The organism is Rhodoferax sp. OV413, from assembly GCF_900104385.1.
In the GTDB taxonomy this organism is placed as follows: Bacteria; Pseudomonadota; Gammaproteobacteria; order Burkholderiales; family Burkholderiaceae_C; genus Rhodoferax_B.
Genome location: NZ_FNJA01000010.1, coordinates 47,665 through 68,465, shown reverse-complemented (window position 1 = coordinate 68,465; position 20,801 = coordinate 47,665). Strand labels below are relative to the sequence as shown.

Sequence of the window (20,801 nt, the reverse complement as noted above, 5' to 3'; positions counted from 1 at the left end):
CCGAGTCGTAAGACTCGGGGCTTAAATCCACCTTTTCAGAGGGTGGAGGAGACAAGCGGTGCAACAAAGAAACTCTGTTGCGATGGGTCAATTCTAGTCGTTTTCCCTTAGAGATGTTGCGTTGCAGCAAGTTAGGTGTTGCAAAAATCGTGAAGAAGTTGGCGCCCAAGGGCAAAATCCAGGCTGCACCAGACAATCTGGTTTTGTTACTGAAAGACACCAATGGAATGCACAGTCAGTTGGACCGGCGCAGCGGGTACCCGCTCCGGCATGGGTTTTGTTGCCGAAACCGGCAGCGGCCACACTTTGACCATGGACGGCGCGCCCGACAGCGCCAAGCCGGAAAACGGCGGCCAGAACCTGGCGCCACGCCCCATGGAAACCTTGTTGGCCGGCACCGGTGGCTGCACTGCCTATGACGTGGTGCTGATCCTGAAGCGCGGCCGCCACGATGTGCGCGGCTGTTCGGTCAAGCTGGCGGCAGACCGCGCCGAGGTCGATCCCAAGGTGTTTACCAAGATCAATATGCACTTCACCGTGACCGGCAAAGGTATTCCGGCAACCGCGGTGGAGCGGGCGATTGCCATGAGCCACGACAAATACTGCTCGGCCACCATCATGCTGGGCAAGACGGCCGAGATCACCACCAGCTTTGATTTGGTCGAGATCGCCTAAATCCGGTGCGCCACGGTTGTCATCACCTTGGCGGCCAGGGTCATCAGGGTTTTGACCGGGGCGGGTAAGTCCAGCGCCCCGGCTTGCTGGGCCTGCTGGGCGTGGCGCTCCTCGTCGTCTTTCATTTGCACCACGATGGCCTTGGATGCGTGGTCGCTGGCGGGCAAACCGTCCAGATGGCTTTGCAGGTGGGCCGCCACTTGGTTCTCAGTTTCCACCACAAAGCCCAGGCTCCAGCGGTCACCACCCAGCTGACCCGCGATGGCGCCCAGGCCAAACGCGCCGGCGTACCACAGCGGATTCAACAGACTGGGCCGCGCGCCCAGTTCGTCCAGGCGTTGCCGCGTCCAGGCCAGGTGGTCGGTTTCCTCGGCCGCCGCATGTTCAAAATGGCGGCGCAGGGCGGGGCTTTTTGTGACCAAAGCTTGCGCGGTGTACAGCGCCTGCGCGCACACTTCGCCCACATGGTTGACCCGCATCAGCGCGCCGGCATGGGCTTTCTCGGCGGCGCTGAGCTCAGTCGTTCCTTCGGGAACGGTGGGGCAGCTACGGCTGGCATGGGGGATGGTGAACAGTGTGCGTAGCGCCGAGTCAGCGGTGCGGCAGACTTGGTCGACAGAGGGCAGGGCGGGTAGCTGCATGCGGATAGGGCCATGTAGGGACAAGCATCCACTGTAAAGCACATCATCGGCATGGGGTTCGGGCAAAAAAAGTCCTCCGCGAGGGAGGACTTTTGCAGGGCCGGCCACAGGGGCCGCGGTCTCAGAAGCGGTGGCGAATACCAAAGGCTACGTTGGTCGAGTCCGTACCTGCAGAGGCGGTGACACCACCCAGGAAGCCGTTGCCGCCGGGGGCGATTTGCGAGGTGTTCTTGTTGTTGAAGCGGGTCAGCACTGCATTCAGGTCGGTACGCTTGGACAATGCGTAGGTGTAGGCCACGCCGTAAGACGAGCGGTCGGCATTGGCTGCCGTTTTGTCGTTCATGGTGTTGTAGGCCACCGTCGTCGTGTGCGGGCCCATGGTCATGCGGTATCCGATGTGGAACAGGTTGGAATGCTGTTTGAATGTGTTGATAAAGGCATTTTGCACCGCAGTGGCCTGGCCCAAGGTAACTGCCGAATTGGATGCCATGAGGGCAGCCGCAATCGTGGACAGGTCGGCCGGATGGTCGTCCTTGATGGTGGCGAACATCGTGCTCAAGGTGCCTGGGCCTAGATCAGCCGAGGCGCCCAAAATCGCATTGGTCAGCGATTTCTGGCCCAACTCATTTTTCTGCGTGTTGTAGCCCACCCCTACGCCAAAGCCTTCGCCTTTGTATGTGGTCATGGCACCCAGTAAACGTTTGGCGGAGTTATTGCCCGCTACTTCGCCCAAGGCGTACATGGCGGTAGCCGTCAGGCCACCCGTTTTGATGGCATATTGCAACGAATTGCTGACACGGATGGTGAATGAGGCGGGAACCGACACCAGTTGGCCCAAGGCCAGGCTGGACTCGGTTTTCATCGAGTCAAAGCTGGCTGACGCCAAGTAGCCTGGTGTGTACTGGCGGCCTGCCGTAATTGCGCCTACTGGCGTGATTAGGCCTACATAGGCTTGGCGGTCAAACAGATTTTTGTCCACATGGTTTACGCCGATGCGTGAACCAATGACAGCATCTGCGCCTGTGACCAAAGGTTGCAATTGTGCGGGTAAGCCCATCTGGGTGGCTACCGATGCACGGTCGGGCAACTGCGTTCCGGAGGCTGGTGTATTGGAGACAGAGCCGTTGTCGATTTCAAAACGGTTTTCCAGTGTGAAGATAGCTTTCAGGCCACCGCCCAAATCTTCACTGCCTTTGAGGCCCCAACGCGAACCTTCCATGATGCCGCTGGCGAGCTGGGTTACAGATCCTTGCTTTAGTCCCGAGACATGGTTGAAGCCGACGTCGGCCAGTCCATACAGCGTGACGCTGCTGGTGGGAGTTTCTTGCGCCATGGCTGCCGTAGCCATGCAGCCCAGCACTGCGGCCGCTACCAAAGTCATTCTTGTCATATGTTCTCCAAAGTTATTCACAAAAGCCCCTAGTTATCCAAGCAAGGCCGCATTTACCGTTCCCGCGAACCAGCGGTTTTTACCATCGGGTTCACGTGCTTTGTATGGTGCCGGGTAAGTTAAAGGCAAAAGTCGCTTCTGCGACTTTTTTGTAAAGGGAAAACCCTTTGCGCCTCTGGAGACGATGTAAAGATTGCGTTGTTTAAAGCCCACAAAGGGAACTTTTTTCCCCCATTAGTCACGCGATTGTCCGAACACGTCTGTTGTAATCGCTTCAGCTTCTGAAACAAGGAGTGGCGTCGCGGTAGCAGCCCGGCTGTGTACCCGGCAACTTTCAATCTTTGGAGAATTTGAATGAAAAAATCCCTGATCGCCTTGGCAGTACTCGCCGCTTCCGGCGCCGCCATGGCTCAATCCACCGTGACTCTGTACGGTATTGTTGACGTCTATTTCGGCAGCACCAAGACCGATAACGGCACCACCAGCCTGCGCCAAACCAAGATCGACAGCGGTCTGGTGAATGGTTCGCGTTGGGGCCTGCGCGGTTCTGAAGATCTGGGCGGCGGTTTGACAGCCAACTTCAAGCTGGAACAAGGTTTCAGCATTGATACCGGCGTTGCTCGTCTGTCTCCTGCCTTTGGCGCAACTGCTGTTGCTGCAACGGCTACTACCGCTGCTGTTCCTGCTGCAAGCACCGCATTCTCGCGTCAAGCCTATGTGGGCCTGTCCGGCAGCTTCGGTGAAACCCGTCTGGGCTTCACCACGACTCCATTTGATGATTACAGCGGCGCTTCCGACGCTATCTGGGATTCGGCTCTGTCGCCAATGAACTCGACGTTCCGTAGCATTGCCTACAACCCACGTCCTGGCAACACCATTTTCTACGCAACGCCTTCTTTCAGCGGCCTGACGGCATCTGTTAGCTACAGCTTGGGTGAGAACAAGACTGCAACCGTTGGTGCTGGTTCCGTGTCGAGCTTTGCCGTTGCATACGCAAATGGCCCGATCGCTGCCCATCTGGCTTACCAGAACGAAAAGTCCACCGGTGCTGTGACCGCCAAGAAGTACACCCGTCTGGGTGGTACCTATGATTTCGGCGTCGTGAAGGCTCTGGCTACCTACGGCAAGGCTGAAAACATTGGTAATTTGACCGATGCTGACGCAAACGACTACCAACTCGGTTTGGACGTGCCAGTTGGCGCGGCTTTGACCCTGTCGACCAGCTTCGCACGTTCTAAGGACAATGCTACTGCTGGTAACGTCAAGCGTACGGGCCTCGGTCTGGGTGCCAAGTACACCTTGTCCAAGCGCACCTTCCTGACCGCTGGTTACGAAGCTGATACCTCCAAGCTGGCTGGCCGTGCTGACATCAAGCACGATCTGTTCGCTATCGGCATGCAACACCGCTTCTAATTCAACGCTGGCGTAAGCCAGTTGGGATTAAAACCAAAAACCCTGCTGTGGCAACACAGCGGGGTTTTTTTATGTCTGCCGACTTATGCCGATTCGGCTTCGGGCGCCTGCGGCTTCTTGTTCTTCCGCGCATCCTTCTTGGCTTGCCGGGCCGCATCGGCAGCCTGCCCGGCGGCTAGCCAGCCGGCGAATTCTTCGGGGGTTTCCAGCGTGACCCGGCCCAGGGTGGCGGAGCGGAATTCGGTCAGTACGATCTCGGCGGCTTTTTGCAGGTTGACCTTGCCCTTGCCCAGCAGGCCACCACGTTTGCGGGCGATCTCGGTGAGTACACCAATGTCGGTCAGGCCCAGAATCGGGTCCAGCTTGTAACGTTCTTCGACCTGGCCCGCATAGTGTTTTTGCAGGATCAGCAACAGCTCTAGCGCCACTTCTTCTTCGTCAAACGCGTTCCGGCCTATCGAGCCGCAGGCTGCCAGGTGGTAGCCGCTTTGCTCGACGATGATTCGCGGCCAGAGCATGCCTGGCGTGTCGTAGGCGTAGAAGTCGTCGGCGAGCACGATGCGCTGCTCCAGCTTGGTGATGCCGGCCTCGTCGCCGGTCTTGGCGGCGCGCTTGCCCTTCAAGGTGTTGACCAGGGTGGACTTGCCGACGTTGGGCACGCCGCAGATCAGCACCCGCATCGGCTTGACCATGCCGCCGCGCAAGGGTGCCAGCAGGCGGCAGGCGGGGATCAGGCGCTGGGCGGGCGCGGTTTCGCTGGCGTCCAGGGCGATGGCGCGGGTACCGGGCAGGGCGTTGTAGTGGTCCAGCCAGAGTGCGGTGCGCGCCGGGTCGGCAATATCCTGCTTATTCAAAATTTTCAGCGTGGGCGTGCTGCCGATCAGCTCTGCCAGCATGGGGTTGGCGCTGGAGCCGGGCATGCGGGCGTCCAGCAGCTCGATCACCACGTCGGTCTCCTTGAGGCGCTCGGTGATGGCTTTCTTGGTCAGGTGCATGTGACCGGGGAACCATTGGATGGCCATAGTTTTTATCTTTCTTTAAGATTTGCGCCGCTGCGCAAGTCGTTTTCTATACTTTGGATGCGCCGAAGGACACCAGATCCAGCGGCAGTGCCGTCGTGGATTTGATCTGTTCCATGGAAAAGGCGGAGGACACGCCGCTCAAGGGCACGGCCTGTATGAGTTTTTTGTAGAAGCGATCGTAACCGCCGATGTCGGTGGTCACCACTTTCAGCAGATAGTCCACGTCGCCGCTCATGCGGTGCAACTCCTGCACCTCGGGCAGGCTGGACGCCGCAGCGGCAAACTGGGCGAGCCAGGCTTCGTCGTGCTGTTGGGTGCGCACGCTCACGAACACCGTCACCGGCAGGCCGACCTTGTGCCGGTCCACCAGCGCCACGCGGCCGGTGACATAGCCCTCGTCTTCCAGGCGTTTTAGCCGCTTCCAGCAGGGCGTGCTGGACAGGCCTACGCGCTCGGCCAAGGCGGCCACGGACAAGCTGCCGTCCACTTGTAGCGCACCCAGAATCGCGTAGTCCAGTCGATCAAGTGGATTCATGCTCTATTTTATGAATTTGCAAGATATTCATTCTAATTTAATTCGATTAATCAAGAATTTTGGTATCTTTATTCGTGCTTCTATGGTTAGGATAGATCGCCATGACTACCGATATCTATCTTGATTGCAATGCCACCACCCCGGTGCTGCCGGCCGCCCTGGCCGCAGCACAACAGGCCATGGGGGCGCTGTTCGGCAACCCCAGCAGCAGCCACACCACGGGCCTGCAAGCCCGGCACATCGTCGACAGCGTCCGTGCCCGCGCGGCCCGGGTGCTGGGCAGCGGGGACGGCCAAGTGGTGTTTACCAGCGGCGCGACCGAGGGCATACAGACGGCAGTGCTGTCCGCTCTGTGCGCGCTGCGGGAGCGGCAGGCGCGCGGCGAGGCCGTGGGCCGGCTGCTGCTATACGGCGCCACCGAACACAAGGCCGTGCCGCAGAGCCTGGCGCACTGGAATGCGTTGTTAGGACTGCAGCTGGAGCTGCGTGCCTTGCCGGTCGATGCCGAGGGCCGGCACGACCTGGCCGTGCTGCGCGCGCTGGCACCGCAGGCCGCACTGGTATGCACCATGGCGGCGAACAACGAAACCGGCGTGGTGTCCGACCTGGTGGGCATCGAAGCCGTGCTGAATGACGTCGCGCCGCAGGCCTACTGGCTGGTCGACTGCGTGCAGGCCTTGGGCAAGCTGCCTTTGCAGCTGGCACAGACCCGCATCGACTACGCGCCGTTTTCCGGCCACAAGCTGTATGCGCCCAAGGGCATAGGCCTGCTGTATGTGCGCAGCGGTGCACCATTCACCCCGCTGCTGGCCGGCGGTGGCCAGGAGGCTGGCCTGCGCGCGGGTACCGAAAACATGGTCGGCATCGCCGCACTGGGCGCGGTATTGCAGGCGCTGGAAGACGGTGACAGCTTTTGCAGCACAGCCCAGATGCTACAGTTTAGAGAGCGACTGGCGCAGAGTCTGCGTGCGGCCTGGCCCGATATTGTTTTCAATGCACCGTTTGCCACGGCTTTGCCGACGACGCTGAACTTCTCGGTGCCGGGCGTGGCCAGCAGCGTGATCGTCGATCTGCTGGATGCCGCCGGTGTGCGCGTCAGCGCGGGCAGCGCCTGCTCGGCCCAGCTGGCCGCGCCCAGCTATGTGCTGCAGGCCATGGGCGTGCCGGACTGGCAGGCAGCGTCGGCGGTGCGCCTATCGTTCGGCGCGATGGCCGATGCTGCTTTCATCGATGCCGCTTGTGCGCGGATTGCCCGGTGCGGCGCGGCCTGGCGTGCCGAGGTAGTCCAGCCAATGCCGGACAGCCTGCCGCCGCGGCACGGTCCGGCGCTGGCCGACGACCCGGCCATGCATCTGCAGTCTGCAGGCTTGGATGACTTTTTGCGCAACCACCCCGAGGCCGTGCTGGTGGACGTGCGCGAGGCCTATGAACACCGGGCCGATCCGCAGCCGCTGCGCTTTGGCCGGGCGGTGCGGAATGCGCCGCTGGGTCGCCTGGGCCCGCAGCTGGCCGACTGCCTGGGCGATCCGGCCGTGCCGCTGGTGTTCTTCTGCCGCAGCGGCCGGCGCAGCCTGCGCGCGGTGCAAACCCTGCGCCAGCTCGGCTATGCACAGGTCTGGCAGGTGGTAGGTGGTTTAGCTACGAATAGCATAGCTGCCAGCGCAGACTAGATAAGCGCTAGCGGCCTAAAAACCTTAATAGCGGTACAACTGCCCGCCGCCCATGCGCACGCGGTCGCCCACGCGCAAATCGGTGGGCGTGGCCACGCTGAAGTAGCGGTAGCTGCCGTCCTCGGCCTGCACTGTCACGCGGTAGGACGCATGCACCTGGGCGGGCTGCTGGTTGCCTTCTATGCTGTTGCCGGCAATCGCGCCGCCAAATGCGCCCAACACCGTGGCAGCGCTACGGCCTGAGCCGCCGCCGATCTGGTGGCCCAGCACGGCACCGGCAATACCGCCGATCACCGCGCCGGCGCCGCTGGTTTGCGGGCGCTCCTGGGTTTGCAGCAGCTCCATATTGGCTACGCGGCCGAATTCGATACGCTGGGCCGGGGCAACGACTACCGGTTGTGGCTGTACTTGCGCGCGGGGCGGAGCCACCACACAGCCGGTGAGACTGACAGCCAGCAGGCCGGAGGCAATGAGCGAAGTGGCAGAGGGAAAAATACGCATGTGCGGGTCCTGGGAAAAGTAAGAGGAATCTACTGAATGACGCGCTATCGCCAATATGGTTGACACCGCGTCCCTGCCATTCGTTCCGCGGCCAGCGTCCGCCCTCTGGGCGCGAGACAATACTTCACGCGCCACACATCTGTGTAACCGGATGTGCCTGGCCGGCTGCCTCCCGTTGTTGCCCCTTCTTATCCCTATTTTTGCCAATGGCCGGGCGTGTCGACGCGCTAGCCGAGGCTTTGCTTGCGTCAACCCTCCCGTGAAACTCAAAGACTTTATTGCGCGTATTCCGTACCTGGCCTGGGTGGTGATCTACACCGCGCTGTGCGCCGGGGTTTTTGCCGCCATCCTGGGGGCGGTAACCCCCGAGCTGCGCGAGGAGCTGGACAACTACCAGCAGCTCGGCGTGCTGATGATGGTCTGGTCGGCCGGCGGTGTGCTCGGCGCACTACAGGGCGGGCGCATGGCGCAGCGCTACGCACCCCGGCCGCTGTTCCTCAGCTATACCGCGGCGGCGCTGCTGGCGATCAGCCTGATCGTGCTGTCGCCCAACTTCGGCACTTTGCTGGCCGGCTTCTTCCTGGTGGCGCTGTGCGAGACCGCGCTGTTCACCCTGGCGCACAGCATTCTGGCGAACATCAGCCCGCAGGCCGAGCTGCGTGCGCGCATGCTCAGCATGGTTGACCTGGCGTTCAGCCTGGGCAATCTGGTGGCGCCGATGGCGGTGATTGGCGTGCAGCAGTTCAGCACTAGCTGGCGCATGCCGTACGCCGTGTACCTGCTGCCGCTGTTGACCGTGCTGGTGGCCTTCTGGCCGCGCCGGCACTTTGTGAACTTGGCGCCGATCCACCATGCCGAGGCCGGTGGTCCGTCCATGGGCTATGTGCAGCTACTGCGCCGGCCGGTGGTGTTCTGGGCCGTGCTGGGCGGGGTGCTCAGCGGCTTTCTGGAATGGGGGCAGAATTTTTGGTATGTCAGCTTCGGCATCAACGCCCAGCACCTGAGCCCGAATGCGGCCCGCATCGGGCTGGAATTTTTCGTCGCCGGCATGATCGCCGCGCGGCTGTGGCAGGCTTTCTGGCACAGCCGCTGGCCGCTGCGGCAAAAGCTCTGGCGGCTGAACCTGCTGGCCTTGGCCGGCATGGCGATGAACGTGGCGCTGGCCGGCCAGGGTGGCTGGGTGGTGGCCGGGCTGGGCAACTTTTTGTTTGGCGTCGGCGTGGGCGTGGTGTTCCCGGTGCTGCTGGCCATCATGATCGACGACATGCCGGCGCAGGCGTCCAAGCTGTCGGCTCTGCTGATGATTGGCTACAGCGTGGGCTCGCAGCTGGCGGGCGTGGTGGTGGGCAGCCTGTCGGACCTGGTAGGCCTGCACTGGGCCTATGCCAGCATGCTGCTGGTGGTGCTGGCGTTCACCGGCGTGGTCTGGCGGATCGTCGGTTTCGCGGCCCCGGCCCAGCTGCAACCCCAGGCTTAAATTTATAAGAAAAAGGCCGCTGGCGCTTATTTCACTAGCGCAAGCAGCTATTAAAATAATAGCAATCAGGCTGGGCACTGGGCGGCGGCGTCGGCATCCAGCGCACTGACGCTGGCGGCCATGCGCTGTGCGGCCTGGGCCGTGAGCTGCTGGGCACCCTGGGCCAGCGCGGCGATGCCAGCACCCACGGGCACGGACTGGCTCCACTGGCAGGCCAGATTGCGGGCTTCGTCGGAGCGGCGGATGGTCCAGCTGAAGCTGGCTTCCACCCGGCTGTTGTCCACCGCCTCCCATTGGCGCAGCTGTACCGCCACGCGGTACACCGGCTGGCCGGCCAGGCGCCCGCCGCCCGACACATCGACCGCGCCCAGCCGGGCCGCAATGCTGCTGGCCAGCGCGTCGCGCAGCTCGGAGTCGAAGGGGGCGGTCCAGCGGTGCAGCTCCAGCACATCGACCTGGTTGGCGGCGGTGCGCACCACCAGCTGCGGCCGTACCAGGCGTTCGGGCAGGGCCAGCGGCGGTACTTCGATCAACAGCGGCTTGGCCGTGGGCGCCGTTGTGGTTGCCGTAGCGGCGGTGGCCGTGCTCAGGCTGTAGTAGCGCACTGCGGGTGTGGTGCCGCAGCCGGCTAGGGCAGAGGCGGCCAGCAGGGCGAGGGTAGGGCGGAACAGGCTCATTTCTTTTCCTCGGGTTTGCCACGCAGCAGCGATTCGGGGTGGCGCTCCAGGTAGTCGGTCAGCACCTTGATGGACGCGGCGGCGCGGTTCACCTCGCGCAGCGTCTGGCGCAGGTCTTGTTGCAGCGGCGCGTCTTCGGACAGGGTGCGCCCGGCCGTATTCAGCGTCTCGTTGGCAGTGTTGATGGTCTTGCGCACGTCGCGCATGGCGGCCGTCATTTCGGGCGCGACATCGTTGTTCAGCTTCTTGACCAGCTGCTCGGCGCTGGTCAGCGTGGTGTCCAGCGTGGCCAGGGTCTTGCGCAGGTCGGTGCTCAGCTGTTCGAACGGCACCTTGTTGATCTTGCCCAGGATCTCGGAGACCTGGGTTTGCAATTCGTCCAGGCCGTTGGGAACGGTGGGCAGCTCGACCGGATCGCTGATCTTTTTCAGCTCGATCGGCGGCGCTTTCGGGAAGAAGTCCAGTGCCACATACAGCTGGCCGCTGAGCAGGTTGCCGGTGCGCAGCTGGGCCCGCAGGCCGCGGTTGATGAGCTGCTGCAGCCGCCGCTGCTGGGTGGCGACCGGGTCGGATTGTTCGCTGTCGAAGTTCCGGCCCAGGCGGGCCGGGTAGACCTCGATCAGCACCGGCATATTGAAGCGCCGTTCCACGCGGTCGAATTCCACGCCTATGGATTTGACCTCGCCAATCACCACGCCGCGGAAGTCCACCGCCGCACCGGGCGCCAGGCCGCGCAGCGACTGGTTGAAGTTCAGCAACAGGGTTTGCGACGGGCCATCCGGCGCTTTCAGCGCGGTGGTTTCGTCTTCGGCGAGCTTGAAGCTGGCGTTCTCGGCCGCTTCGGCGCCGGGGGCATCGTCGGGCGCTTGCATGGCGATGCCGCCCATCACCATGGTGGCCAGCGACTGGGTGCGCACCTTGAAGCCGCTGGCGCTGGCCTCCACGTCGACGCCGCTGGCATGCCAGAAGCGGGTATTGGCGCCGACAAACTTCTCGTACGGCGTGTTGACAAAGACCCGTAGCGTCACGCCCTTGCCGTCGGGGTCGAGCGCATAGGCGGCCACCTGGCCGACCTTGATGCGGCGAAAGTACAGCGGCGAGCCGACGTCGAGCGAGCCGATATTGCCGGCGTGCAGCACGAACTGCCGGCCCGAGGTGTCACGGGTGACGATGGGCGGGGCTTCCAGGCCGACGAATTTGTGGGTGGTGTCTTCGGACACGCCGGCATCGGCCCGGATGTAGGCGCCCGACAGCAGGGTGCCGAGTCCGCTGACGCCAGCGGCCTCCAGGCGCGGGCGAATCACCCAGAAGCGGGTGTCGTCGGCGATGAAGCTCTTGGCTTCTTTTTGCAGCTGCACCGTGGCCACGATGTGGGAACGGTCCTCGGCCAGGGTGATGGCGGTGACTGAGCCGATCTCCACCTCCTTGTACTTGACCTTGGTTTTGCCGGCCACCAGGCCTTCGGCGGTGCTGAAGCTGATCTCGATGGTCGGGCCACGGCCGAGTACGGTCTTGACCACCAGGGTCACGCCGACCAGTGCCGCCACGATGGGGACGATCCAGATCAGCGAGGGCAGCCAGCTGCGCTTCTTTTCGATGCTGGGCGTGGGCAGGTCGGACGCTGCGGGCGGATTAGGCAAGGGGTCTTGGCTCATGCGGTGGATTGTGCACAGGTGGTAAGGGGTGGGCCGGCGCAGGTGCTGGGGCATCGTCCCAGGTCAGGCGCGGGTCGAAGCTCAAAGAGGCCAGCATGGTCAGCACCACGACTGCGGCGAAAGCGGCAATGCCTACGCCGGCGGTGATTTCGGCAAAGCCCTGGATACGCACCAGGCCGGCCAGCAAGGACACCACGAACACGTCGAGCATGGACCAGCGGCCGATCAGCTCGACCATGCGGTACAGCCGGGCACGGTCTTCGCGGAAGCGCGGGCTGCGCCGCTGGGCCATCCAGACCAGGGTGGTCAGCGCGCCCAGCTTGAACAGCGGCACCAGAAAGCTGGCCACAAACACGATGGCGGCCAGGCCCCAGGCACCGGTGACCCAGAAGTAGATAACACCGCTGAGGATGGTGTCCACCTTGGTATTGAGCAGGTTGCTGGTGATCATCACAGGCAGCAGATTGGCCGGCAGGTACATCAGGTAGGCCGCCGCCAGCAGTGCCCAGGTGCGGTTCAGACTGTCGGTTTTGCGCCGGTGCAGCGGCGTGCCGCAAACGCCGCAGGCCTGGCCGTCGGCCGCACCTTGCCAGGCCGCACCGCAGTGGTGGCAGCCGACCAGGCCCAGGGAGGTGGCGGTGGCCGTGCCGGTCATTCCGTGGACTCGGCAAACGCCATGTGCCAGAAGTTGCGTGGCTGGAACGACAGGATCACGGTCAACAGCACGGTCAGCGCCACAAACGCGCCCAGCGCCGGGCCGATGATCACCTCGGCCGAGCTGGTGAGCTTGATGATGGCCACCAGCACGCCCAGCAGGAACACCTCGACCATGCCCCAGGGCAGTAGCGACTGCAGTATGCGCACCAGCCAGGCAAAGCCCAGCGGGCGGCGCTGGCGCGGCAGCGGCACCAGTAGATAGAGCAGGATCAGCAGCTGCGCCAGCGGAAACAGCAGGGTGGTGGCCAGCACCAGTAGCGCGACTTCGGCCATGCCCTCCTGGCTCAGCGCCTGCACGGCGCCGGCCAGCGTGACCTCGCTGTACTGGCCGCCGAGTGAGATGGCGACGATGGGGAACAGATTGGCCACCGCAAACATCAGCAAGCCCGCCACCACCATCGGCAGAATGCGCTGCTGCGCCCGGCCTGTGTAGCGCTCCAGCTCGGTGCCGCAGCGCGGGCAGCGCGCTACCTGGCCGCGGCCCAGAACCGTCTTGTGGTACACGGCGTCGCAGCCTTCACAAATGACGACGTGGGGGACTTGCTGCATGGCAGAGGTGCTCAAAGGGCGGGCGTAGGTGGTGTGCGATCAAGACCGGTACTTTAGTCGTTTTCCTGGGGCGGCCGGGTGTATTCCCTTACCAAGCCGTTGGGCAACTGCGACGACCGTCTTCGCTCTATTCAACGCCGTCTTCGTAAAGACATGATGAACGCCAAATGCGCACTAGCGGCATCGGCATGCTGTTCGGCCCGCGCCGCAATCAGGCGCTTTTGCTGCACCCCGAAACAGACAACCCTAACCAGCAGGTGTTTCCCATCTAGGCCACGCGGAACTGTCCCACGGTCTGCGACAGCGCCACGGCCTGCTGGCTCAGCGACTGGGCTGCGGCCAGGGCCTCTTCGACCAGCGCGGCGTTCTGCTGCGTACCCTGGTCCATCTGCGATATCGCCTGGTTCACCTGGGCGATGCCGGCACTTTGCTCGGCGCTGGCGGCACTGATTTCGGCCACCATGGTGGTGACGCTCTTTACGCCGTTGACCACCTCGCGCATGGTGGAGCCGGCCTGTTCCACCAGCTGGGTGCCCACGCCCACCTTGGCCACGGAGTCGTCGATCAAGCCCTTGATCTCCTTGGCAGCGGCTGCGCTGCGCTGGGCCAGGCTGCGCACTTCGCTGGCCACCACGGCAAAGCCGCGGCCTTGCTCGCCCGCCCGGGCAGCCTCTACGGCGGCATTCAGCGCCAGGATGTTGGTCTGGAAGGCGATGCCGTCGATGACGCTGATGATGTCCACGATCTTGCGCGAGGACTGGTCGATGGAGCCCATGGTGCTCACCACCTGCTGGACTACGTCACCGCCGCGCACAGCCATGTCGGAGGCGGAGCGCGCCAGCTCGTCGGCCCGGCGGGCGTTGGCGGCGTTCTGTTGTACGGTGGCGGTCAATTGCTCCATGGAGGCCGCCGTTTCCTCGAGCGCGCTGGCCTGCGACTCGGTGCGGCCGGACAGGTCGCTATTGCCGGCCGCGATCTCGGCTGAGGCGGTGTTGATCGACTCGGTGCTGTCGCGTACCTGGCGCACCAGATGGGCCAGCTTGTCGCGCATGGCATGGATGGCATGCAGGATGCTGGTCTGGTCGCTGGGCAGGGTATGCACCTCTACCGCTAGGTTGCCCTCGGCGATCTGGGTCACCACGTCTGCCGCGTACTGGGGCTCGCCACCGAGCTGTTGCACCAGCGTGCGCAGCATCTGCCAGGCCATCAGGGCAATGATGAGCATCAGCACCGCGCCGATGGACAGCAGGATGGCCGTATTGCGCCAGAAGGCATCCTCAATGTCGTCCACGTAGTCACCAAACCCGATGATCCAGTCCCAGGGTTCGAAATGGATGACGGCGTACAGCTTGTCTACCGGCTCCTTGACCCCGGGGCGCGTACCCGGTTGAATGACCGTGCCGACGGTCTTACCCTGCATCGATGCGCGGTAACGGTCTCCCGATTCCTTGCTGCCCTTTTCGTTGACGATGCCCACGCGCTTGGGGTTGGGGTGGACCAAGGAGACATCGTGCGAATAGCCGCGCACAAAAAAATACTTGTCTTTGTCCACGAAACTGCCAATGGTCTGGGAGGCTTCCTTGATCGCGGCCTCTCGCGAAAGGGCGCCGCTCTTTTCCTTCTCGTAGGATTTTTGCGCGGCGGCATGGGCCAATACCACCAGGTTGGTGAGCTGCGCCTTGCGCTCCTTCATCATCGATTGGTACAGCGTGGTCAAGGCCACGGCCGATAGCACAACCAGTCCCAGCAGGGTGGCTGCACACAGCCAAAGAATTCGGGTCTTGAGTTTCATGGGGGGCTTGTCAGGTTAGCTATTGAAGAAGTGACTACTGCTGTGGTGCACGCCTTATTGAATTAAAAGCGTATCCACGTGCGGGTTCGGCCGAGTGGTCGACGTTGCCCTGGTCACGCTGTCCAGCTTGAACAAGCCGACCATCCGCGTCAGATTGCCGGCCTGTTCTTTCAGCGACTCGGCGGCAGCGGCGGACTGCTCTACCAGTGCCGCGTTCTGCTGCGTCATCTGGTCGAGCTGGGCCACCGCTCCGTTGACTCTTTCAATGCCGTCGGACTGCGCGGTGGACGAGGCGGAAATTTCACCAATGATGTTGGCCACCTTTTGCACCGAGTCCACGATGTCTTGCATCGCGTGCCCGGCGTCGCCCACCAGGGTGGTGCCGGCCTGTACCTTGTCGACCGAGGCAGCGATCAGGCCCTTGATTTCCCGGGCTGCTTCGGCGGCCCGCCCGGCAAGACTGCGCACTTCGCTGGCGACAACCGCAAAGCCCCGCCCTTGCTCGCCAGCACGGGCCGCTTCGACTGCGGCATTCAGCGCCAGGATATTGGTTTGGAACGCGATGCCGTCAATCACGCTGGTGATGTCGGAAATCTTGCGCGAGCTGGTGTTGATGTCTTCCATGGTGGATACCACGCGCAGCACCACGGCGCCACCGCGGGCGGCCAGGCCCGCCGCCGAAGTGGCCAACTGGTGGGCGTTGTGCGCCGCATCCACACTCTGGCGCACCGTGTCGGTCAGCTCGGCCATGGAGGACGCGGCTTGCTGCAAATTGCTGGAGGTGTGCTCGGTGCGCAGGCTCAAATCCTGGGTACCCATGGCCACTTCTGCGCTGGCCGTTTGTATCGATTCGGCCGATTGCGAGATCTCGCCGACCAGGGATTTCATGCGGTCCTGCATGGTGCGGATGGCCTCCAGCAGCCGGCCGGTTTCGTCGGTGGCGTGTACTTCCACCGCCGATGTCAGATCGCAGTCGGCAATCCGCTCGGCCACCACCATGGCGCGTTGCACCGGTGCGGTGACGCTGCGCGTGATGCGCCAGGAAATCAGGCCGCCCAGCGCCAGCGACACCACGACCAGCACCAGCATGGTGGCCAGCGTATTGCGCTGCTGGGTTTTGGCCAGGGTCGATGCATCCAGCGACAGCTGGTCCTGCAAATCCACCAGCAGCGCTACTTTTTGACGCCACTGGGCTTCTTCTTCCTGCATCTTGCCGGTCAGGGTGCTGACCGCTGCCGTGCTGTCACCGCTGCTGCCCTGCGCGACCGCCTGGTCGATGGAGGGCAGGGCCCGCAGACTGGTTTTTACGATCTCCTGCAGGGCGGCCTTCTCTTCGTCTGTGGCCATGGCGGCGACCAGGCGCGACTGGGTCTGTGCATAGCGCGACTGGGCTTCGGCGACCTGTTTGACTTCGGCATCGATCTTCTGCATGTCGGTGAACAAGGTGACATTGCGGACGTGCAGCGCCAGTTCATTGATGTTGCCCATCAGGTTCCGGGCCAGCCGGATCTTGCTGGCGTTCACTTCGGTGATCTGTTCCAGCTGGCTGGCCATGCTGCGCAGGCCGAGCCCGCTGACCACGGCGACCGTCAGGAGAAGCGCCAGCACGGTGCCGAAGCCCAGGCCCAGGCGGCGCGCAATGGAGGAGGAAGATCTGGAGGTAGATGGCATGGAAGTCTTCGCTGGTTGGCAGGGCACTTAGGGGCTGATACGCTTGAGACGGAGCTCCAGACGGGAGCCGCGTTCTATCGCTGCATTGATTCGTTGCTGTCGGTCATTGGCAGACTGTGTTTTGTCGTTATCAATGGCTTGGCGGGTCTTGAACATTTCCAGATCGGCAATCGGCACGAGTTGCCGATTGCTAGATGGCCTGAACCGCGACAAGCCATTGACGGCCAACAGAATGCGCTGCTCTTCGGGCTTGCCGGCACCAAAGCCGGTCACAAATTTCTGAATGTTTTTCTTCAGCTCTGGTGGCAGGCTGGTTTTCCATAGCAGAGGGGATTGCGGTATCAGCGGCGACTCCCATACGACCTTGAGCTTGCGCGCCATGTCGGGAAAGTCGCGTTGAAAAAAGGCCAGCTCTTCGTTGTTGGCCGTGGCGACATCCACGGTGCCCTGGGCCAGCTTGGTCAGGTTTTGCTGGTGGCTGCCGACCTCCACCGACTGGAAAATTGTTTTTGTGTTGTTGATGCCGCTTTTATGGAACGCGAAGTACAGCGGCACCAAGTAGCCAGAGGTGCTTTTGGGGTCGCCGTCGCTGAAACGCAGGCTTTTGGCCTGCTGCAGTACCTGGTCGAGAGATGCAACCGCTGCCCCGCTCTGCGCGACCAGAATGGATTTGTAGCCCACGCTGCCATCCTGTGCGACCATTTGGGCAAATATTTCGCCCGCTCCACTTTCCACCACATCCAGGGCCGGGACATTGCCCATCCAGGCGATGTCTATTTCCCCGGCAGAAAATGCCTTGACGATGTCGCCCTGGTTTGTGTAAACCCTGAGCTCCACCGCTTGCGCCACGGCCAGGCCCAGGCGCTTCACGAATGGCTCCCAGTTGGCCCGGGTTTCGTCCGGGGCCCGGGGCGAGATCAGACCAAATACCAAGGCGGAATGGCCTGTCTTGGCCTGTGCTTGGGCGGGTGCCGGCAGGCCCATACAGACAGCCGCCAGACCCGCAATGATGTGCCGACGTGGATGGTGCATGTTCAGCAGACGGGTAGCTGCGCCGTCAGGCGGGAACGACCGAGATACCGCGGCTGGGCAGGTTCAAGGACACGGCGTCGCCCAGTTTCCAATCGGTGGCAACGTCGGACGACACCACAAAAATCGGTCCCAGGCCGGTATCCACCGTCAGCTCGTAGATGCTGCCCAGATAGGCTTTCTTGGCGATCACGCCGGCCAGTCCGCCGTCGCTCGGCTTGCCTACCGTCCAGGCCTCGGGCCGGATGGCCGCCTTGATGGGGCCGGGTTGGACCGGGTGCAGGGCTTTCAGGCGCAGCGTGCCCACCTGTATGCTGCCGTCGGCCAATGCCTGGCCTGGAAACAACATCGCCTCGCCCATGAAGCCGGCCACAAATTCGCTGCAGGGGCGCTCGTACAGATCCGAGGGCGTACCGGCTTGCGCGACCAGGCCCTGGTCCATCACGATGATCTGGTCGCTGACCGCCAGGGCTTCGCTCTGGTCGTGGGTCACATAGGCCACGGTCAGGCCCAGGCGCTGCTGCAGCCCGCGGATTTCTTCGCGCATGGAGCGGCGCAGCCGGGCGTCCAGGTTGGATAAAGGCTCGTCAAACAGCAGTACCGAGGGTTCGAGCACCAGGGCCCGGGCTACCGCCACCCGCTGCTGCTGTCCGCCCGATAGCTCGCTGGGCAGGCGCTCGTCGTAGCCATTCAGGCCCACAGCGGACATGGCGGCGTGTGCGCGCTCCAGGATTTCGGCAGCCTTGACGCCGCTGACGCTCAGGCCGTAGCTCACGTTTTCCAGCACGCTCATGTGTGGGAACAGCGCATAGCTTTGGAACACCATGCTGACGTTGCGCTCGGCCGGGCCCAGGTGGGTCACGTCACGGCCGTCGATCAGGATCTGGCCCGAGCTCGGCGTTTCCAGGCCGGCGATCATGCGCAGCGTGGTGGTTTTGCCGCAGCCGGAGGGGCCCAGAATCGTGGTCAAGCTGCCCTTGGGCACCGTGAAGCTGATGCCTTTGACGACCAGCGGCGAGCGCTCGCCGCCATAACGTTTGCCTACGTTCTTGAATTCAATGCCTGCTTGGGTCATTTGGAATATTCCTTGGTGTGTTGGGTGGGTAGGGGGTGGTGCGGACGCTGCAGCCATGGGCTACTTGTTGGCGCCCACTGCGCGGCGGCCCAGCTTGCGTTCGCCGACAAAAAATTGGATCAGGGCCGTGACCAGGGACATCAGCAGAATCAGTACCGTGCAGTAGGCCAGCGCGACCCCGTAGTCGCCATTGCCGACCCGGCCAATGATGTAGGTGGTGGCCAGTTCGTACTCGGCCGTGACCAGGAAAATGACCGCCGACACGGTGGTCATGGAGCGCACAAAGCTGTAGACCAGCGCGGCCACCAGGGCTGGCTTGAGCAGCGGCAGTACCACCCTGCGCAGGGTCGTCATGCTGCTGGCCCGCAGCATCACCGAGGCTTCGTCCAGCGACTTGTCCAGCTGCTTGAAGGACGCGGTGCCGGCCCGCACGCCGACAGGCAGGTTGCGGAACACAAAGCACAGCACGATCACCAGGCCGGTACCGGTGAGCTCGACCGGCGGCACATTGAAGGCCAGGATGTAGCTGACACCCAGTACCGTGCCGGGGATCGCAAAGGTCAGCAGCGCAGAGAACTCAAACAAGCCCTTGCCGCGGAATTCGGTGCGGGCCATCAGCCAGGCGATCAGCAAGCCGATGCTGGCGCAGATGGGCGCTGCAATGGCGGCCAGCGTGATGGTGGTGAACAGCGAACTCCAGGCCGTGCCCGCCCAGACCAGGCCATGCTCGCCCATCTGCACGTCGAACGCGGTCTTGAAATGCATCAGGGTCAGGCTGTAGTCGCGCCCCCAGATCTTGACGAAGCCGCCCGCGAAGGCGAACAGGTAGACCACCACCGTAAAGGCCAGCCAGGGGCCGGCCACCCAGGTGCAAACGCGGCGCACCAGGGTGGGCAATTCCATGGGCACGCCCGCATCGCCTTTGCCCGATACCGTGGTGAAGCTGGTGCTGCCCAGAATGCGCCGTTGGACGAAAAACACAGTCAGCGCAAAAACCGTCAGCACCAGGGCCAATGCAGCCGCCATGCCCTGGTCCAGCGAGGCGCCGACGATGGCAAAGAAGATGTCGGTGGACAGCACCGCGTAGTCGCCACCCAGCAGGATGGGGTTGCCGAAGTCGGCAATGCTCTCAATAAAGCCCACCAGGAAGGCATTGGCCAGGCCCGGCGCCAGCAGCGGCAGGGTCACGGTGGTAAAGGTCTTCATGCGGCTGGCCCGCAGGGTCTGCGCGGCTTCTTCCAGCGACGGGCTGATGCCCTGCACCACCCCGCGCATGATCATGTAGGCAATCGGGGTGAAGGCGAATAGCTGGGCCAGCCATACACCGAACACGCCGTAGAACCAGCGCGAAGGGACGATGCCAAACCACGACTCCAGCAACTGGTTAATGATGCCCGCCCGGCCAAACAACAGTATCAGCCCCAGACCAACCACAAAGGGTGGCGTGATGATGGGCAGCATGGCCAGCGCGCTCAGCGGCTTCTGGATGCGTTTGTCCGAGCCGCGTTCGGAGATCAGGGCAATCATGGTGCCCAGCACCGTGGTGCCGGCCGCCGTCAGCAAGGCCAGGTACAAGGTATTCCAGGCAACGCCGCAATGCACGCCGGAGCGCAGGCAGCCCAGGCCCCATACCCGTTCGGTGCCAATGCGGTTCCACACGGCAGCGATGGCAAAGTTACCGTCTTCGGTATAGAAGGCCGCGGCCAGGGATTTGGCCACCGGAAACACCACGAACAAGCACAGCAGTGCCGCGCAACCCACCACGGTGGCCGCCACAAACACATCGCCGCGGAAGTAGCCGAGCCGCGCAATGCCCGAGCCCAGCAGCATCACCAGGCAGACCAGCACCACGAAGCCGCCCCAGCCGATGCCAAATTGCCCTTGCGGTAGCGCACCCAGCGCGGCATTCAGCCATTCATACGACCAACCGGTGGCGCCGATGGTGAAGCCGCTGACCCCGATTCCCAGCAAGCCGACCAGCGCACCGGCAACCAGCACGCCACCCTGGCGTCGGCCGGCGGGCAACAAGGCGCCCAGCCCTGCGATCAGCAGGCCGGCCATGCCTGTCCAGAGCCAGGCGCGGCCATGCACGGCGGCTTGCGTCACACCATTGGCCGACACCTGCTCGGAAAACAGTTTGGACATGGCCGAAAGCAGCGAGCCGCTTTGCAGGAAGTACCACGGCAAGGCGAGATAGGCGGCGAAGCCTATGAGGACCCATGCGTATATCGCACGCTGGGTTCGTTCTGTAAATTGGACTGGCATAGAAGGGAACTCGGTGGAGATGGATAGGCTGCGCTGCAGGGCTGTAT

18 protein-coding genes are annotated in these 20,801 nt (G+C 63.0%); 4 read left to right on the top strand and 14 right to left on the bottom strand.

What is annotated here, in order from left to right; all coding sequences use genetic code 11:
• The first annotated feature begins 222 nt into the window (after positions 1 to 222).
• Entirely contained in the window at positions 223 to 675 is a 453-nt protein-coding gene (locus tag BLT66_RS24710; RefSeq protein WP_092762317.1) for an OsmC family protein, read from the top strand.
• On the opposite strand, the gene coq7 is transcribed toward BLT66_RS24710, so the two are convergent.
• Together coq7 and BLT66_RS24700 are read right to left on the bottom strand one after the other, a co-directional pair.
• Positions 672 to 1,316 carry a 2-polyprenyl-3-methyl-6-methoxy-1,4-benzoquinone monooxygenase gene (coq7, locus tag BLT66_RS24705; RefSeq protein WP_092762315.1) on the bottom strand — a complete coding sequence of 215 codons (645 nt, stop codon included), beginning with the start codon at positions 1,314 to 1,316 and terminating at the stop codon, positions 672 to 674. The two genes, BLT66_RS24710 and coq7, sit on opposite strands and share 4 nt — an antisense overlap.
• A gap of 121 nt (positions 1,317 to 1,437) precedes the next feature.
• Complete coding sequence (locus BLT66_RS24700) at positions 1,438 to 2,706, bottom strand: porin (RefSeq protein WP_092762313.1); 1,269 nt, start codon at positions 2,704 to 2,706, stop codon at positions 1,438 to 1,440.
• Between the two features lie 354 nt (positions 2,707 to 3,060).
• Here BLT66_RS24700 and BLT66_RS24695 point away from each other — a divergent pair, with 354 nt between their 5' ends.
• The gene (locus BLT66_RS24695) at positions 3,061 to 4,119 is read left to right on the top strand and encodes a porin (protein WP_092762311.1); all 1,059 of its coding nucleotides are present in this window, start codon (positions 3,061 to 3,063) and stop codon (positions 4,117 to 4,119) included.
• Positions 4,120 to 4,202: 83 nt separating this feature from the next.
• Here BLT66_RS24695 and ylqF read toward each other — a convergent pair whose 3' ends face one another.
• Together ylqF and BLT66_RS24685 are read right to left on the bottom strand one after the other, a co-directional pair.
• Entirely contained in the window at positions 4,203 to 5,141 is a 939-nt protein-coding gene (gene ylqF / locus BLT66_RS24690) for a ribosome biogenesis GTPase YlqF (RefSeq protein ID WP_092762309.1), read from the bottom strand.
• Positions 5,142 to 5,187: 46 nt separating this feature from the next.
• On the bottom strand, positions 5,188 to 5,676 hold the full coding sequence (locus BLT66_RS24685; protein ID WP_092762307.1) for an Lrp/AsnC family transcriptional regulator: 489 nt from the start codon (positions 5,674 to 5,676) through the stop codon (positions 5,188 to 5,190).
• Positions 5,677 to 5,777: 101 nt separating this feature from the next.
• Between BLT66_RS24685 and BLT66_RS24680 the strand changes: the two genes are divergently transcribed.
• Entirely contained in the window at positions 5,778 to 7,346 is a 1,569-nt protein-coding gene (locus BLT66_RS24680) for an aminotransferase class V-fold PLP-dependent enzyme (protein WP_092762305.1), read from the top strand.
• A 24-nt stretch (positions 7,347 to 7,370) separates the two neighbouring features.
• Here BLT66_RS24680 and BLT66_RS24675 read toward each other — a convergent pair whose 3' ends face one another.
• Positions 7,371 to 7,847 (bottom strand): outer membrane lipoprotein, encoded by a 477-nt coding sequence (locus BLT66_RS24675; protein ID WP_092762303.1) that lies wholly within the window; start codon positions 7,845 to 7,847, stop codon positions 7,371 to 7,373.
• Between the two features lie 259 nt (positions 7,848 to 8,106).
• On the opposite strand from BLT66_RS24675, the gene BLT66_RS24670 reads away from it, so the two are divergent.
• On the top strand, positions 8,107 to 9,324 hold the full coding sequence (locus BLT66_RS24670) for an MFS transporter (protein ID WP_176955163.1): 1,218 nt from the start codon (positions 8,107 to 8,109) through the stop codon (positions 9,322 to 9,324).
• A 65-nt stretch (positions 9,325 to 9,389) separates the two neighbouring features.
• Here the strand turns inward: BLT66_RS24670 and BLT66_RS24665 are convergent, their stop codons facing one another.
• The 9 genes from BLT66_RS24665 to BLT66_RS24625 all read right to left on the bottom strand — a co-directional run bounded on the left by BLT66_RS24665 (position 9,390) and on the right by BLT66_RS24625 (position 20,754).
• Positions 9,390 to 10,001: a PqiC family protein gene (locus tag BLT66_RS24665; RefSeq protein WP_092762299.1), complete on the bottom strand. Its 612-nt coding sequence runs from the start codon at positions 9,999 to 10,001 to the stop codon at positions 9,390 to 9,392.
• On the bottom strand, positions 9,998 to 11,656 hold the full coding sequence (locus BLT66_RS24660; RefSeq protein WP_092762297.1) for a PqiB family protein: 1,659 nt from the start codon (positions 11,654 to 11,656) through the stop codon (positions 9,998 to 10,000). Before BLT66_RS24660 ends, BLT66_RS24665 begins: the two co-directional genes overlap by 4 nt.
• The gene (locus BLT66_RS24655; protein WP_092762295.1) at positions 11,634 to 12,311 is read right to left on the bottom strand and encodes a paraquat-inducible protein A; all 678 of its coding nucleotides are present in this window, start codon (positions 12,309 to 12,311) and stop codon (positions 11,634 to 11,636) included. Before BLT66_RS24655 ends, BLT66_RS24660 begins: the two co-directional genes overlap by 23 nt.
• Positions 12,308 to 12,922: a paraquat-inducible protein A gene (locus BLT66_RS24650; RefSeq protein WP_092762293.1), complete on the bottom strand. Its 615-nt coding sequence runs from the start codon at positions 12,920 to 12,922 to the stop codon at positions 12,308 to 12,310. The genes BLT66_RS24655 and BLT66_RS24650 overlap by 4 nt, the downstream gene beginning before the upstream one ends.
• A gap of 268 nt (positions 12,923 to 13,190) precedes the next feature.
• Positions 13,191 to 14,714 (bottom strand): methyl-accepting chemotaxis protein, encoded by a 1,524-nt coding sequence (locus tag BLT66_RS24645; protein WP_092762291.1) that lies wholly within the window; start codon positions 14,712 to 14,714, stop codon positions 13,191 to 13,193.
• 54 nt (positions 14,715 to 14,768) lie between these two features.
• On the bottom strand, positions 14,769 to 16,385 hold the full coding sequence (locus BLT66_RS27455) for a methyl-accepting chemotaxis protein (RefSeq protein ID WP_092762289.1): 1,617 nt from the start codon (positions 16,383 to 16,385) through the stop codon (positions 14,769 to 14,771).
• Between the two features lie 27 nt (positions 16,386 to 16,412).
• Complete coding sequence (gene phnD, locus BLT66_RS24635; RefSeq protein ID WP_092762287.1) at positions 16,413 to 17,417, bottom strand: phosphate/phosphite/phosphonate ABC transporter substrate-binding protein; 1,005 nt, start codon at positions 17,415 to 17,417, stop codon at positions 16,413 to 16,415.
• Positions 17,418 to 17,442: 25 nt separating this feature from the next.
• A complete protein-coding gene (locus tag BLT66_RS24630) occupies positions 17,443 to 18,489 on the bottom strand; it encodes an ABC transporter ATP-binding protein (RefSeq protein ID WP_092762285.1) in 1,047 nt (348 codons plus the stop codon).
• Positions 18,490 to 18,549: 60 nt separating this feature from the next.
• Positions 18,550 to 20,754, bottom strand: a complete 2,205-nt coding sequence (locus BLT66_RS24625; protein ID WP_092762283.1) for an ABC transporter permease — start codon at positions 20,752 to 20,754, stop codon at positions 18,550 to 18,552.
• Between the last annotated feature and the right edge of the window lie 47 nt (positions 20,755 to 20,801).

What these genes read in the sequence shown, in the direction of transcription:
- BLT66_RS24710 (WP_092762317.1), top strand. Translation starts at nt 223, where the DNA reads ATGGAATGCACAGTCAGTTGGACCGGCGCAGCGGGTACCCGCTCCGGC.
- coq7 (WP_092762315.1), bottom strand. Translation starts at nt 1,316, where the DNA reads ATGCAGCTACCCGCCCTGCCCTCTGTCGACCAAGTCTGCCGCACCGCT.
- BLT66_RS24700 (WP_092762313.1), bottom strand. Translation starts at nt 2,706, where the DNA reads ATGACAAGAATGACTTTGGTAGCGGCCGCAGTGCTGGGCTGCATGGCT.
- BLT66_RS24695 (WP_092762311.1), top strand. Translation starts at nt 3,061, where the DNA reads ATGAAAAAATCCCTGATCGCCTTGGCAGTACTCGCCGCTTCCGGCGCC.
- ylqF (WP_092762309.1), bottom strand. Translation starts at nt 5,141, where the DNA reads ATGGCCATCCAATGGTTCCCCGGTCACATGCACCTGACCAAGAAAGCC.
- BLT66_RS24685 (WP_092762307.1), bottom strand. Translation starts at nt 5,676, where the DNA reads ATGAATCCACTTGATCGACTGGACTACGCGATTCTGGGTGCGCTACAA.
- BLT66_RS24680 (WP_092762305.1), top strand. Translation starts at nt 5,778, where the DNA reads ATGACTACCGATATCTATCTTGATTGCAATGCCACCACCCCGGTGCTG.
- BLT66_RS24675 (WP_092762303.1), bottom strand. Translation starts at nt 7,847, where the DNA reads ATGCGTATTTTTCCCTCTGCCACTTCGCTCATTGCCTCCGGCCTGCTG.
- BLT66_RS24665 (WP_092762299.1), bottom strand. Translation starts at nt 10,001, where the DNA reads ATGAGCCTGTTCCGCCCTACCCTCGCCCTGCTGGCCGCCTCTGCCCTA.
- BLT66_RS24660 (WP_092762297.1), bottom strand. Translation starts at nt 11,656, where the DNA reads ATGAGCCAAGACCCCTTGCCTAATCCGCCCGCAGCGTCCGACCTGCCC.
- BLT66_RS24655 (WP_092762295.1), bottom strand. Translation starts at nt 12,311, where the DNA reads ATGACCGGCACGGCCACCGCCACCTCCCTGGGCCTGGTCGGCTGCCAC.
- BLT66_RS24650 (WP_092762293.1), bottom strand. Translation starts at nt 12,922, where the DNA reads ATGCAGCAAGTCCCCCACGTCGTCATTTGTGAAGGCTGCGACGCCGTG.
- BLT66_RS24645 (WP_092762291.1), bottom strand. Translation starts at nt 14,714, where the DNA reads ATGAAACTCAAGACCCGAATTCTTTGGCTGTGTGCAGCCACCCTGCTG.
- BLT66_RS27455 (WP_092762289.1), bottom strand. Translation starts at nt 16,385, where the DNA reads ATGCCATCTACCTCCAGATCTTCCTCCTCCATTGCGCGCCGCCTGGGC.
- phnD (WP_092762287.1), bottom strand. Translation starts at nt 17,417, where the DNA reads ATGCACCATCCACGTCGGCACATCATTGCGGGTCTGGCGGCTGTCTGT.
- BLT66_RS24630 (WP_092762285.1), bottom strand. Translation starts at nt 18,489, where the DNA reads ATGACCCAAGCAGGCATTGAATTCAAGAACGTAGGCAAACGTTATGGC.
- BLT66_RS24625 (WP_092762283.1), bottom strand. Translation starts at nt 20,754, where the DNA reads ATGCCAGTCCAATTTACAGAACGAACCCAGCGTGCGATATACGCATGG.